Genomic DNA, 13,196 nt, shown 5'->3' on the forward strand with positions numbered 1-13,196 from the left:
GACCTCTCAGTACTTCAGCAGGTTGGAATCGTCGACCGAGGCCGAGCGACGCGTCTTGAAGATCGCCATGATGATCGTCAGACCGACCACGACCTCGGCCGCCGCGACGACCATCACGAAGAACGCCATCACCTGGCCGTCCAGCCCGCCGTTGATCCGGGCGAACGTGACCAGGCTGAGGTTCACCGCGTTGAGCATCAGCTCGACGCACATGAACACCACGATGGCGTTGCGCCGCACCAGAACGCCGACCGCGCCGAGGCTGAACAGCAGCGCGGACAGCAGCAGGTAGTACGTAGGGGTCACGACGACTCTCCCTTGAGCGCGTGCGCGTCGGGCTCGTGCCCGCTGCCGGACACCTCCGCGACGTCGTCCTCGAGAGTTTCCTTGGCGGTCGTCTCGATCAGCTCGGACAGGGACTCGGCGGCGACCGAGCCGTCCGGCAGCAGGGCGGGCGTGGCCACCGAGTTGGCGGTGGCGAACACGCCGGGGCCGGGCAGCGAGCCGGGGCGGTCGCCGCGGAAGCGCTCCTCGACCAGCTGCTTCTGGGTCTTCTTGGCGTCCTTGCCGGTGCGCGAGGTGAACGCGAGCACCATCGCGCCGACCGCCGCGGTGATCAGCAGCGCCGACGTCAGCTCGAACGGGAACAGGTAGTCGGTGAACAGCGCCTCGCCGATGTTGGCGACGTTCCCGCCGTTCCGCGTGTTCTGCGCGGCCAGGCCGACCGGCTCGACGTCGGTCAGCGCGCGGGCGACCGAGGCGACCACGATGCCGGCGAAGCCGACGCCGATGACCGCCGCGGCGAGCCGCTGGCCGCGCAGCACCTCGACCACCGAGTCGGAGCTGTCCCGGCCGACGAGCATCAGCACGAACAGGAACAGCATCATGATCGCGCCGGTGTAGACGATGATCTGCACGAAGCCGAGGAACGGCGCCTGCTGGACCATGTAGAGCACACCGAGGCTGAGCATGGTGAGCACGAGCCACAGCGCCGAGTGCACCGCGTTGCGCGCGAAGAGCATGCCCAGCGCGCCGGCGAGGGCGAGCGGGCCGAGGATCCAGAACGCGACCGCCTCGCCGGTGGTGACGGTGTCGACCACCCGCTGGACCTCGTCGGGCTGCTGGAGCAGGAACGAGAGGCTCACCTGCCCGCCTCCTCGGGCCCGGTCTCGACGATCGCGCCGGCGGGCACGCCCGCCTCGCGGGCCAGCTTGGGCCCGTTCACGTAGTAGTCCTGCTCGTTCTCGCCCAGCCGCATGGGGTGCGGCGGCTGCTCCATGCCGGACAGCAGGGGCGCGAGCAGGTCCTCCTTGGTGAAGATCAGCTTCTGCCGGTTGTCGTCGGCCAGCTCGTACTCGTTCGTCATGGTCAGCGAGCGGGTCGGGCACGCCTCGATGCACAGGCCGCAGCCGATGCACCGCAGGTAGTTGATCTGGTAGTCCTTGCCGTAGCGCTCACCGGGCGAGTAGCGCTCGTCCTCGGTGTTGTCGCCGCCCTCGACGAAGATCGCGTCCGCCGGGCACGCCCACGCGCACAGCTCGCAGCCGACGCACTTCTCCAGCCCGTCCGGGTGCCGGTTGAGCTGGTGGCGGCCGTGGAACCGCGGCGCGGTGACCTTCTTGACCTCGGGGTACTCCTCGGTGACGACCTTCTTGAACATCGTGCCGAAGGTGACGCCGAAGCCCTTGACGGGATCAAACACGCCCATCGCTGGCCTCCTTGTGTGAAGCTGCGGGTACCGCGGCCGGTTCCTGCGTCTGGTTCTCGGCGCCGGGCAGCTCGGCCACCCGCACCTGCCTGCGCGGCGGCGGCTTGGGGACCTTCAGGTCCAGCGGCGGCACCGGGTAGCCGCCACCGGTGACCGGCACGGCGTCGGGGTCGTGCGGTTCCCGCTTGTCCGGCAGCAGGAACGCGATCAGCAGCACCACCGCGAGGAACCCGCCGATCACGATCAGCGCCGTGCTGGTGTCCAGGCCGCTGTTGGCCTCCCACTCCTGGCGCAGGTAGCGGGCGACCGCCACCGCGACGAACCAGACCAGCGCGATCGGGACCAGGAACTTCCAGCCCAGCCGCATGAACTGGTCGTAGCGCAGGCGGGGCAGCGTGCCGCGCAGCCAGATGAACAGGAACAGGAAGCCGAGCGTCTTGACCACGAACCAGAGCAGGCCGAACCAGCCGCTGTTGAGGACGTGGTCGTCGCCGACGAACGGGAACCGCCAGCCGCCCAGGAACAGGGTGGTGGCCAGCGCCGAGACGGTGACCATGTTGACGTACTCGGCGAGGAAGAACAGCGCGAACTTCAGCGAGCTGTACTCGGTGTGGAAGCCGCCGACCAGCTCCGACTCGGCCTCGGGGAGGTCGAACGGCGCGCGGTTGGTCTCGCCGACCATCGAGCAGACGTAGATGAGGAAGCTGACCGGCAGCAGGTAGAAGTACCAGCCGCCGCTCTGCGCGTCGACGATGTCGGCGGTGGACAGCGAGTGCGAGTGCATGACGACCGCGATGATCGACAGGCCCATCGCGATCTCGTAGGAGATCACCTGCGCGGCCGAGCGCAGCGCGCCCAGCAGCGGGTACGGCGAGCCGGACGCCCAGCCCGACAGCACGATGCCGTAGACGCCGAGCGAGGAGCAGGCCAGCACGACCAGCACGCCGACCGGCAGGTCGACCAGCTGCAGCGCGGTGCGCTCGCCGAAGATCGAGACCTCGCCGCCGAGCGGGATCACCGAGAAGGCGACGAACGCGGGGATCGTGGAGATCACCGGCGCCAGGAAGAACACCCACTTGTCCGCCAGGACCGGGCGGATGTCCTCCTTGAACGCGAGCTTCAGGCCGTCGGCGAGCGACTGGAGCCAGCCGCCGGGGCCGACCCGGTTCGGTCCGGGACGCTGCTGCATCCGGGCCACGACCTTGCGCTCCCAGTTGATCATGAACAGGGTCATGACCACGAGGAACGCGAAGATGCCGACGACCTTGACGACGATCAGCCAGAGCGGATCGTCGGCCAGGAGTTCAGCGCTGCTCATGCCTTGCCTCCAGCGGGCGACGTGATCTGCTCAGCGGAGCCCGTGACGTGCGGGGAGACGGCCACCACGGACCCGTGGCCGGCGACGAGGTTGCGCCGCACGGTGACCGCGCCGGAGTTGCCGGGCAGCCACACGACGCCGTCGGGCAGGTCGGCCGCCTCGACCGGCAGCACCACCTCGCCCCGATCGGTGGCGACCGTGATCTCGCCACCAAGTTCGACACCGAGGTGCGCGGCGGTGGCGGCGGACAGCTTGGCCACCACCGGGCGCGCGGTGCCCGCCAGGTTCGGCTCGTCGTCCTGCAACGAACCGTTGTCCAGCAGCCTGCGCCAGGTCGCGAGCACGGCCTGGCCGGCCTTGGGCTGCGACAGCAGCGGCGCGGGCACGGTCGGCGCGGGCACGGTCGGCGCGGACGCCGTCACCGCGGCGGAACCCAGTCGCGCCAGGTCGGCCGCCGCGGCGGCCGGGGTCTGGGTGAACAGGTCCGCGTCCATCTCCACGGCGAGCGTGTCGAGCACCCGGCCGTCCGACAGCGCGCCGGTGCCCTCGATCGTGGTGCCGAAGGGGCGCGGGCGGCCTTCCCAGTTCAGGTAGCTGCCCGCCTTCTCCACCGCGGGCGCGACCGGGAGCACCACGTCGGCGTGCGCGGTGACCGCGCTGTGCCGCAGCTCCAGGCTGACCACGAAACCGGTGAAGTCCAGCGCGCGCTCGGCCAGCGCCGGGTCCGGCAGGTCGAACGGGTCGACACCGCCGACGACCAGCGCGTCCAGCCCACCGCTCGCGGCGGCGGTCAGGATGCCCGTGGTGTCGCGGCCCGCCTCGGCGGGCAGCGCGCCGGGCTCCAGGCCCCACGCCTGCTCGACCTCGGCCCGCGCGGCCGCGTCGCCCACCAGGCGACCGCCCGGCAGCAACGTCGGCAGCAGGCCTGCCTCCAGCGCGCCGCGCTCACCGGCGCGCCGCGGGATCCAGGCGACGTTCGCGCCGGTCCGCTCGGCCAGCGCGGCGACCGCGGAGAACAGGCCAGGCACCTCGGCGGCGCGTTCGCCGACCAGGATCACCGAACCCGGCTTCGCCAGCTCCTCGACCACGTCGGCGGCGTGCTCGGGCAGCGCGTTCACCGCGGCGGGCTCGCCGCCTGGCACGCACGCGAGCAGCACGCCGTTCGTCTTCTCCACCGCGGGCGTCGTGAACTGGCCCAGGTGGTAGACCTTCGTCCGGTTCTTGCGGGCCGCCTTGCGCAGCCGCAGGAACACGATCGGCGACTCCTCCTCCGGCTCGAACGCGACCAGCAGCGCGGCCGGCGCGGACTCGATGCCCGCGTAGGTGACGCCGCCGTTGTCGGGGTTCCGGCCGAGGACCGCGCCGGTCAGGAACTCCAGCTCCTCGGCCGAGTGGGCGCGGGCGCGGAAGTCCACGTCGTTGGTGCGCAGCGCGATCCGGGCGAACTTCGAGTACGCGTAGGCGTCCTCGACGGTGAGGCGACCGCCGGCCAGCACGCCGACGCCCTTGCCGTCACGCGCCTTCGCCAGGCCCTCGGCGGCGTGCTGCAGCGCCTCGGTCCAAGACGACTCGCGCAGCTCGCCGCTGGCCTTGTCGCGCACCAGCGGGCGGCGGATCCGGTCGCCGGCCGTCGCGTAGGTGAACGCGAAGCGGCCCTTGTCGCAGGTCCACTCCTCGTTGACCTCGGGCGCGTCGCCCGCCAGCCGCCGCTGCACCTTGCCGCGCCGCCAGTCGGTGCGCGTCGAGCAGCCCGAGGAGCAGTGCTCGCACACGCCGGGCGTGGACATCAGGTCGAACGGCCGGGCGCGGAACCGGTACGCGGCGCTGGTCAGGGCGCCGACCGGGCAGATCTGGATGGTGTTGCCGGAGAAGTACGACTGGAACGGCTTCTCCGGCGCGACACCGATCTGCTGCTGCGAGCCGCGCTCCAGCAGCTCGATGAACGGGTCGCCGGCGATCTGCGCGGAGAACCGCGTGCAGCGCTGGCACAGCACGCACCGCTCGCGGTCCAGCAGGACCTGCGTCGAGATCGGGATCGGCTTCGGGAACGTCCGCTTGTGCTCGTGGAACCGCGAGTCCGAGCGGCCGTGCGCCAGCGCCTGGTTCTGCAGCGGGCACTCGCCGCCCTTGTCGCAGATCGGGCAGTCCAGCGGGTGGTTGATGAGCAGCAGCTCCATCACGCCCTGCTGCGCCTTGTCCGCCACCGGCGAGGTCAGCTGGGTCTTGACCACCATGCCGTCGGCGACCGTCATGGTGCAGGAGGCCTGCGGCTTCGGCATCGGCCGGCCGCCCATCTCCACCTCGACCAGGCACTGCCGGCAGGCGCCCGCGGGCTCCAGCAGCGGGTGGTCGCAGAACCTCGGGATCACGGTGCCGAGCCGCTCCGCGGTGCGGATGAGCAGCTCGCCCTTGGGCGCGACGACCTCGACGCCGTCGATGACGAGCTTCACGTGGCCCTCGGGGACCACGAGCTCCGTGCTCTTCTCGGGTGCGGTTGCCTCGATGGTCATGCGCTTGCTCCCGCCAGGGCTGCTGCCTGATCCTTCTCGGGTGAGTTCTGGTCGCACAAGGCCAGGAACTCGTGCTTGAAGTACTTGATGCCGCTGGTGATGGGGCTGACCGCGCCGTCGCCGAGGGCGCAGAACGAGCGGCCCAGGATGTTGTCGCAGACGTCCAGCAGCGTGTCGATGTCACTGGCCGTGCCCTCGCCGCGCACCATCCGCTGGAGGATCTGCACGAGCCAGTAGGTGCCCTCGCGGCACGGCGTGCACTTGCCGCACGACTCGTGCTTGTAGAACTCGGTCCACTTCATGACCGCCCACGGCACGGACACCGTCTCGTTGAAGATCTGCAACGCGGTGGTGCCCAGCATCGAACCGGCCTCGGCCGCGCCCTCGAAGTCCAGCGGCACGTCCAGGTGCTCGGCGGTGAACAGCGGGGTGGACGAGCCGCCCGGCGTCCAGAACTTCAGCGGGATGCCGTCCTTCATGCCGCCCGCCAGGTCGAGCAGCTCGCGCAGCGTGACGCCCATCGGGGCCTCGTACTGGCCGGGGCGCTCCACGTGGCCGGACAGCGAGAAGATCTTCGGGCCCGGCGACCGCTCGCGGCCCATGGTGCGGAACCAGTCCGCGCCGCCGTTGACGATGTAGGGCACGCTGGCGATCGTCTCGACGTTGTTCACCACGGTCGGCGAGGCGTACAGGCCCGCGGTCGCCGGGAACGGCGGCTTGAGCCGGGGCTGGCCGCGCTTGCCCTCCAGCGAGTCCAGCAGCGCCGTCTCCTCGCCGCAGATGTAGGCGCCCGCGCCCGCGTGCACGACCACGTCGAGGTCGAAGCCCGAGCCGAGGATGTCCTTGCCCAGGTAGCCCGCCTCGTACGCCTCGCGCACGGCCGCGTGCAGCCGGCGGATCACGTGCAGCACCTCGCCGCGCACGTAGATCGCGGCGAAGTTCGCCCGGATCGCGTACGAGGTGATGATGATGCCCTCGATCAGCGAGTGCGGGTCCGCCATCATCAGCGGGATGTCCTTGCAGGTGCCCGGCTCGCCCTCGTCGGCGTTGATGACGAGGTAGTGCGGCTTGCCGTCGTTCTGCGGGATGAAGCCCCACTTCATGCCGGTGGGGAAACCCGCGCCGCCGCGACCGCGCAGCCCGGAGTCCTTGCACTGCTGGATCAGCTGGTCCGGGTGGGCCTTGAGCGCCTTGCGCAGCGCCGTGTACCCCTCCAGCTGCTCGTAGGTCTTCAGCGTCCACGAGCGCGGCGACAGCCAGCGCTTCGTCAGGACGGGAGTCAGGTTGTCGACCACGTCAGCTCCCCTACCTACTTCTTCTCCGGCAGCGGCGGGAACTCCGCGTTGTCCGGCATGGCCGGCGCGGTCCAGCCGCGTTCCGCGGCGATCTTGGCCCCGCGCACCGTCTCCGGTGCGGCCGACGGGCCGTCCAGGTCCGCGTCACGACCCTCGAAGAACCCGGCCAGCTGCAACTCGGCCTGGCGGAAGTCGGTCAGCGGCGCGCCCCGCGTCGGGTGGGGCTTGTCCCCCGCCTGCAGGGATTTCACCAGCTCCAGCGCGCCCTCGGGCGTCTGGTTGTCGAAGTACTCGTAGTTGACCTGGAGCACCGGGCCGAGGTCGCAGGCCGCCAGGCACTCGGCGTGCTCCAGCGTGATCGAGCCCGGCGTGCCCGGCTCACCCGCGGTCTCCTCGTGGCCGACGTCCAGGTGGTCCTTGAGCTTGGCGTAGATGGCGTCACCGCCGAGCGCGGCGCACAGCGTGTTCGTGCAGACGCTCACCAGGTGCTCGCCGCACGGGCGGCGCTTGTACATGGTGTAGAACGTCGCGACCGCGCTGACCTCGGCGTCGGTCAGGTCGAGCTGGCCGGCGCAGAACGTGATGCCCGCCTGGCTGACGTACCCCTCGACCGACTGCACCAGGTGCAGCATCGGCAGCAGCGCCGACCGCGCCTGCGGGTAGCGCGCGATGATCGCCTGCGCCTTGTCCACGATGGACTGGTCGAACAGGTCGGTGGGTTCCTGCGTCTGCGTCATCGGTCACAACCACCCATCACCGGGTCGATAGAGGCCACCGAGGCGATGACGTCGGCGACCATGCCGCCCTCGCACATCGCGGGCATCGACTGGAGGTTCACGAAGCTGGGTTCGCGCACGTGCACGCGCATCGGCCGGGTGCCGCCGTCGGAGACGACGTGGTAGCCGAGCTCGCCGCGCGGCGACTCGATCGGCACGTACACCTGGCCCGCCGGCACCGCGAAGCCCTCGGTCACCAGCTTGAAGTGGTGGATCAGGGACTCCATGGACTGGCCCATGATCTTGCGGACGTGCTCGAGCGAGTTGCCCATGCCGTCCGCGCCGATGGTCAGCTGCGCGGGCCACGCGACCTTGGCGTCGGCCACCATGACCGGGCCGGGCGTCAGGTTGTCGACGGCCTGCCGGACGATCTTGAGCGACTGGTGGATCTCCTCCAGCCGCAGCAGGTAGCGGGCGTAGGAGTCGGCGGCGTTGGACGTGGGCACGTCGAACTCGTAGTTCTCGTAGCCGCAGTAGGGGTCGACCTTGCGCAGGTCCCACGGCAGGCCCGCGGAGCGCAGGATCGGCCCGGTGATGCCCAGCGCGAGGCACGCGTCCACCGGCAGGTAGCCGACGCCCGCGAGGCGGTTGCGCCAGATCGGCTGGCCCGACAGCAGCTTGTCGTAGTCCGGCAGCCGGGAGTCCATCACCTTGATGAAGTCCTTGATCTTCTGCTCGGCGCCGTCCGGCAGGTCCTGCGCCAGGCCGCCGGGCCTGATGAACGCGTGGTTCATCCGCAGACCGGTGAGGAACTCCAGCAGGTGCAGGACCTCTTCGCGCTCGCGGAAGCCCGCGGTCATGCCGGTCAGCGCGCCGAGCTCCATGCCGCCGGTGGCCAGCGCCACCAGGTGCGAGCTGATCCGGTTGAGCTCCATGAGCAGCACGCGGATCGTCTGCGCCCGCTGCGGGACGGTGATGCCGAGCAGCTTCTCGACCGACATGCAGTACGCGGCCTCGTTGTGCAGCGGGGCCAGGTAGTCCATGCGCGTCACGAACGTGACGCCCTGGGTCCAGTTGCGGTACTCGACGTTCTTCTCGATGCCGGTGTGCAGGTAGCCGATGACGCTGCGGGCCTGGGTGACGGTCTCGCCCTCCAGCTCCAGCACCAGGCGCAGCACGCCGTGCGTGGAGGGGTGCTGCGGGCCCAGGTTCATGACGATGCGCTCGTCACCCGCGGCCTCGGCCAGCACCTCGTCCCAGTCGCCGCCGGTCACCGTGTAGACGGTGCCCTCGGTCGTCTGGCGCGAGCCGGCGTACGCGTCGGTGTCCGGCGTGGTGCGGCCGGCGTCGTGGGCTTCGCTGTCACGGCCCGCGGCACTGGTGTCGGTGCCGGTGGTCACGTCGGAAAGTCGCTCGGTCATGAGTAGGACCGCCTCTGGTCTGGCGGGGGGATCTCCGCGCCCTTGTACTCCACCGGGATGCCGCCGAGCGGGTAGTCCTTGCGCTGCGGGTGGCCGTCCCAGTCGTCCGGCATGAGGATCCGGGTCAGCCCCGGGTGGCCGTCGTAGACGATGCCGAACATGTCCCAGGCCTCGCGCTCCTGCCAGTCCGCGGTCGGGTAGACCGAGACCACGCTGGGGATGTGCGCGTCGTCCACGTCGACCGCGACCTCCAGCCGGATGCGCCGGCGGTAGGTCATCGACGTCAGGTGGTAGACCGAGTGCAGCCGCTGCGGCGCGTCGGCGCCGTAGTCCACACCGGACACCGAGCTGCACAGCTCGAACCGCAGCGCCGGGTCGTCGCGCAGGATGCGCGCCACGTCCACGAGGTTCTCGCGGCGCAGGAAGAAGGTGATCTCGCCGCGGTCGACGGTGATCTGCTGGACCGTGTCGGCGGGCAGGCCCTTCTCCCGGATCGCGGCCAGCAGCTCGTCGGCGACCTCGTCGAACCAGCCGCCGTAGGGCCGCTCGGACGGCGCGGCGACGTGGGCGGGCAGCCGCAGGCCGCCGAAGCCGGAGGTGTCGCCGGTGCCGGAGATGCCGAACATGCCCTGGCGCGCCTTGCCCGCGACCATGCCGCCGCGCGCGAGGTGCTCCTCGTGCTGGGCCTCGTTCATGCTCGCGGAGCTGAGCGCCTCGGGGTTGCCCTCGGTCTGCGGGGTGCCCGCGCCGGGGGCCTTCTCGACGTCTTTGCCCTGCTCAGCGCCGGTTCCGCCTGGGCTGCTGTCGTTTGCCATGCCGCTCACTTCTTCGCAAAGCGCTCGGAGGACGGGATCATGGCCGTCTGGTGGCCGGACTCGGCCAGCAGCGCGGCGCGGTTCGCCCCGAGCGGTTCGTCCATGATCTTCGCGTGGATCTTGAGGATCGCGTCGATCAGCATCTCCGGCCGCGGCGGGCAGCCGGGCAGGTACATGTCGACCGGCACGACGTGGTCCACGCCCTGCACGACCGCGTAGTTGTTGAACATGCCGCCGCTGGAGGCGCACACGCCCATGGCGAGCACCCAGCGCGGCTCCGGCATCTGGTCGTAGATCTGCCGCAGCACCGGCGCCATCTTGTTGGTCACCCGGCCCGCGACGATCATCAGGTCGGCCTGGCGCGGCGAGGCGCGGAAGACCTCCATGCCGAACCGCGCGAGGTCGTAGCGCGGGCCGCCGGTGGTCATCATCTCGATCGCGCAGCACGCCAGGCCGAACGTGGCGGGCCACAGCGAGGACTTGCGGGTCCAGTTGACCAGCTTCTCCACGCTGGCGAGCAGGATGCCGTTCGGGAGCTTCTCTTCGAGACCCACTGGTTTCCCCCTCAGTTCCAGTCGAGGCCGCCGCGACGCCACACGTAGGCGTACGCGAAGCCGACCGTCGCGACGAACAGGGCGATCTCCACCAGGCCGAACAGGCCGAGCCGGTCCGCGGAGACCGCGAAGGGGTAGAGGAACACCATTTCGATGTCGAACAGGATGAACAGCATCGCCGTGAGGTAGTAGGCGACCGGCATGCGGCCACCGCCCACCACGGGTTGCGGCGACGGCTCGATGCCGCACTCGTAGGCGTCGAGCTTCGCGCGGTTGTAGCGGCGGGGACCGATGTACGGCGCGGCCGTCACCGAGAACAGCGCGAAGGCCCCGGCGAGGACGAACATCAATACGAGGGGGAGGTAAGGGTCCAGCACTCTCCGTCGTCCTTTCCTCGCGTCGCGGTGGTGGTGCACCGCCGACCGTTGCGCACCCTAAAGGGTGTTCTTGCGGCCTCCGGAGGTTAGGCGTGCCTAACAATCCGCAGGTCGCTTGTGAAACACTTCACAAGGCATCTCAGCCGGTTGTGAACTGATTCACAAGACCTGAGGGTCAGTGTAGAACGTCACACAGAGGCGTGACGGGCACCCCCGTCATAGGCGCTGACCTGCACTTTCACGGTGCAGATCAACAGTTGGCTGACCCGTCGGTGAACGGGAGCACACCGAAAACGAAACAGCGCCGACTCTCAAGTCGGCGCTGCGTCGGTTAGCGGAGGCCCGTTAGGCCGTTGGGGCGAGTTTCGTGGCCGCGGTGATGATGCGGTCGAACGAGTCGCCGTCCTTGGGGTCGTAAAGGCCCGCGAGCAGCTTCAGGACCAGCTTCATCAGGGTCTTGCGCGGCAGCCCGTACTTGGTGGCGGTGCGCATGACCGTGGGGTTGCCGATGAGCTTGCTGAAGACGTTGCCGAGCCGGTAGTAGCTGCCCAGGGCCTGTTCGATGCGCACGGGGTAGCCGTGCAGCGCGCGTTCGCGGCTCGCGCCCTGGCGGGCCAGGCCCTGCACCACGGTCTCGGCCGCGATCCGGGCCGACTCCATGGCGTAGCCGATGCCCTCGCCGTTGAACGGGTTGACCATGCCGCCCGCGTCGCCGACGAGCAGCAGGCCGTCGCGGTAGTGGGGCTTGCGGTTCAGCCCCATCGGCAGGGCCGCGCCGCCGATCTTGCCGGTGGCGTTCTCCTCGCGGAAACCCCACTCCTCGGGGGTGCCGTCGAGCCAGCTCTTGAGCAGCGCGCGGTAGTCCGTGGTGCCGTAGGCCTTGGAGGTGCTGAGGATGCCGAGGCCGACGTTCACGGTGCCGTCGCCCATGCCGAAGATCCAGCCGTAGCCGGGCAGCAGGACGTCGTTGGCGCGGTCCCACAGCTCCAGGTGCGACTCCAGGTAGTCGTCCTTGGTGCGGGGGCTGGCGTAGTAGCGGCGGACCGCGACGCCCATCGGCTTGGCGTCGTCCTTCTGGATGCCGACGCTGAGGGCGAGGCGGGCGCTGACGCCGTCGCAGGCCAGGACGATGGGCGCCCTGTAGGTGACGGGGGTCTTGTCCGGGCCCTGCTTGGCCTCGACGCCGACGACCCGGCCGTTCTCGACCACCGCGCCGGTGACGGTGGTCTGCTGGTGCATGCGGGCGCCCGCGGCGACGGCGGTGTTCGCCAGCATCTCGTCGAAGTCCTGCCTCGGGCGGACCAGGCCGTAGGGCGGGAACGTGGCCAGCTCGGGCCAGTCCAGCTCCAGCGTGACGCCGCCGCCGACCACGCGCAGGCCGCGGTTGTGCAGCCAGCCGGCTTCCTCGCGGGTGTCGATGCCCAGGTCGATCAGCTGCTTGACCCCGCGCGGGGTCAGGCCGTCACCGCACACCTTCTCGCGCGGGAAGGTGCTCTTCTCCAGCAGCACCACGTCCAGGCCCGCGCGTGCCAGGTAGGTGGCCGCGGTGGAGCCCGCGGGCCCCGCGCCGACCACGATCACCTCGGCGTCCTCGCCTGCCTTGCGGCGGCTGGGAGTCGTCATCCCCGCTCCTTGTGCCCGTGTTCACAAAGTCCAGGGCGAGTCTACTTGCGCGTTGCTGAGGCTTTGCGCGCTCGAGGGCTACGAGGCCTGGGGCGGTGCGGGCTTCGTGCCGCGGTGCAGCGCGACCATGCCGCCGGTGAGGTTCATCCAGGCGACGTCCTCCCAGCCGGCGCGGGCCACGATCTCGCCGAGCGCGCGCTGGTCGGGCCACGTGCGCATGGATTCGGCGAGGTACTTGTAGGCCTCCGGGTTGGAGGAGACGAACCGGGCGATGAGCGGCAGGATCCGCAGCAGGTGGCGCATGTAGACGAAGCGGAACGGGCGGAACGTCGGCGTGGAGACCTCGCACACCACGAGCCGTCCGCCGGGCTTGACCACGCGGGCCATCTCGCGCAGCGCGGCCTCGGTGTCGTTGAAGTTGCGCAGGCCGAAGGACACCGTGACGGCGTCGAAGGAGTTGTCCGCGAACGGCAGGCGCAGGGCGTCGGCGGCCACCTTCGGCACCGGCCGGTGCGCGCCGCCCAGCAGCATCCCCAGCGAGAAGTCGGCCGCCACGCACCACGCGCCCGAGGCCGCGTACTCCACCGTGGAGACGGCCGTGCCCGCCGCCAGGTCCAGCACCTTCTCGCCGGGCTTGGCGTCCAGGACCCGCCTGCTCCACTCCCGCCAGCGCCGGTCGAACCCCAGGGTCATGACCGAGTTCGTGCGGTCGTAGCCCTTGGCCACGCCGTCGAACATCTCCGCGACCTCGCGGGGGTTCTTGTCCAGACCTGCACGCGCCATGCCGGAAGCCTAGGTGACGCCCTCAACCCCGCCACCCGAACCCTGAGCCCCGGCCCGGCCGACCCTCAGCCCCGCG

At 70.3% G+C, this 13,196-nt stretch carries 13 protein-coding genes; all 13 read right to left on the reverse strand.

Features of this window, described 5'->3' with window-relative positions; translation table 11 throughout:
* Positions 1–6: 6 nt before the first annotated feature.
* Positions 7–306 (reverse strand): NADH-quinone oxidoreductase subunit NuoK, encoded by a 300-nt coding sequence (gene nuoK, locus AB0I91_RS03035; RefSeq protein ID WP_053715303.1) that lies wholly within the window; start codon positions 304–306, stop codon positions 7–9.
* The gene (locus AB0I91_RS03040; protein ID WP_498776427.1) at positions 303–1,145 is read right to left on the reverse strand and encodes an NADH-quinone oxidoreductase subunit J; all 843 of its coding nucleotides are present in this window, start codon (positions 1,143–1,145) and stop codon (positions 303–305) included. The genes nuoK and AB0I91_RS03040 overlap by 4 nt, the downstream gene beginning before the upstream one ends.
* Positions 1,142–1,708, reverse strand: coding sequence for an NADH-quinone oxidoreductase subunit NuoI (gene nuoI, locus AB0I91_RS03045; protein ID WP_498776425.1), 567 nt, complete (start codon positions 1,706–1,708; stop codon positions 1,142–1,144). Before nuoI ends, AB0I91_RS03040 begins: the two co-directional genes overlap by 4 nt.
* The gene (gene nuoH, locus AB0I91_RS03050) at positions 1,695–3,026 is read right to left on the reverse strand and encodes an NADH-quinone oxidoreductase subunit NuoH (RefSeq protein WP_498776423.1); all 1,332 of its coding nucleotides are present in this window, start codon (positions 3,024–3,026) and stop codon (positions 1,695–1,697) included. Before nuoH ends, nuoI begins: the two co-directional genes overlap by 14 nt.
* The gene (locus AB0I91_RS03055; RefSeq protein ID WP_498776421.1) at positions 3,023–5,536 is read right to left on the reverse strand and encodes an NADH-quinone oxidoreductase subunit G; all 2,514 of its coding nucleotides are present in this window, start codon (positions 5,534–5,536) and stop codon (positions 3,023–3,025) included. Before AB0I91_RS03055 ends, nuoH begins: the two co-directional genes overlap by 4 nt.
* Positions 5,533–6,831 carry an NADH-quinone oxidoreductase subunit NuoF gene (gene nuoF / locus AB0I91_RS03060; RefSeq protein ID WP_498776419.1) on the reverse strand — a complete coding sequence of 433 codons (1,299 nt, stop codon included), beginning with the start codon at positions 6,829–6,831 and terminating at the stop codon, positions 5,533–5,535. Before nuoF ends, AB0I91_RS03055 begins: the two co-directional genes overlap by 4 nt.
* Positions 6,832–6,845: 14 nt before the next feature.
* Positions 6,846–7,568, reverse strand: coding sequence for an NADH-quinone oxidoreductase subunit NuoE (gene nuoE / locus AB0I91_RS03065; RefSeq protein WP_498776417.1), 723 nt, complete (start codon positions 7,566–7,568; stop codon positions 6,846–6,848).
* On the reverse strand, positions 7,565–8,968 hold the full coding sequence (locus tag AB0I91_RS03070) for an NADH-quinone oxidoreductase subunit D (protein ID WP_498776415.1): 1,404 nt from the start codon (positions 8,966–8,968) through the stop codon (positions 7,565–7,567). Before AB0I91_RS03070 ends, nuoE begins: the two co-directional genes overlap by 4 nt.
* On the reverse strand, positions 8,965–9,663 hold the full coding sequence (locus AB0I91_RS03075) for an NADH-quinone oxidoreductase subunit C (RefSeq protein ID WP_498776596.1): 699 nt from the start codon (positions 9,661–9,663) through the stop codon (positions 8,965–8,967). Before AB0I91_RS03075 ends, AB0I91_RS03070 begins: the two co-directional genes overlap by 4 nt.
* A 125-nt stretch (positions 9,664–9,788) precedes the next feature.
* A complete protein-coding gene (locus AB0I91_RS03080) occupies positions 9,789–10,337 on the reverse strand; it encodes a NuoB/complex I 20 kDa subunit family protein (RefSeq protein WP_498776413.1) in 549 nt (182 codons plus the stop codon).
* Between the two features lie 11 nt (positions 10,338–10,348).
* Positions 10,349–10,714 carry an NADH-quinone oxidoreductase subunit A gene (locus tag AB0I91_RS03085; RefSeq protein ID WP_053715312.1) on the reverse strand — a complete coding sequence of 122 codons (366 nt, stop codon included), beginning with the start codon at positions 10,712–10,714 and terminating at the stop codon, positions 10,349–10,351.
* 345 nt (positions 10,715–11,059) lie between these two features.
* Positions 11,060–12,337 carry a geranylgeranyl reductase family protein gene (locus tag AB0I91_RS03090; RefSeq protein ID WP_499634969.1) on the reverse strand — a complete coding sequence of 426 codons (1,278 nt, stop codon included), beginning with the start codon at positions 12,335–12,337 and terminating at the stop codon, positions 11,060–11,062.
* A 78-nt stretch (positions 12,338–12,415) separates the two neighbouring features.
* Positions 12,416–13,120: a demethylmenaquinone methyltransferase gene (locus AB0I91_RS03095; protein ID WP_498776409.1), complete on the reverse strand. Its 705-nt coding sequence runs from the start codon at positions 13,118–13,120 to the stop codon at positions 12,416–12,418.
* Between the last annotated feature and the right edge of the window lie 76 nt (positions 13,121–13,196).

The sequence above is a fragment of the Actinosynnema sp. NPDC049800 genome (assembly GCF_040656635.1).
GTDB lineage: Bacteria > Actinomycetota > Actinomycetes > Mycobacteriales > Pseudonocardiaceae > Actinosynnema.

Coding starts and splice junctions, on each gene's coding strand:
- nuoH (WP_498776423.1), bottom strand. CDS start 3,026: ATGAGCAGCGCTGAACTCCTGGCCGACGATCCGCTCTGGCTGATCGTC.
- nuoE (WP_498776417.1), bottom strand. CDS start 7,568: ATGACGCAGACGCAGGAACCCACCGACCTGTTCGACCAGTCCATCGTG.
- nuoI (WP_498776425.1), bottom strand. CDS start 1,708: ATGGGCGTGTTTGATCCCGTCAAGGGCTTCGGCGTCACCTTCGGCACG.
- AB0I91_RS03095 (WP_498776409.1), bottom strand. CDS start 13,120: ATGGCGCGTGCAGGTCTGGACAAGAACCCCCGCGAGGTCGCGGAGATG.
- AB0I91_RS03075 (WP_498776596.1), bottom strand. CDS start 9,663: ATGAACGAGGCCCAGCACGAGGAGCACCTCGCGCGCGGCGGCATGGTC.
- AB0I91_RS03070 (WP_498776415.1), bottom strand. CDS start 8,968: ATGACCGAGCGACTTTCCGACGTGACCACCGGCACCGACACCAGTGCC.
- AB0I91_RS03090 (WP_499634969.1), bottom strand. CDS start 12,337: ATGACGACTCCCAGCCGCCGCAAGGCAGGCGAGGACGCCGAGGTGATC.
- AB0I91_RS03055 (WP_498776421.1), bottom strand. CDS start 5,536: ATGACCATCGAGGCAACCGCACCCGAGAAGAGCACGGAGCTCGTGGTC.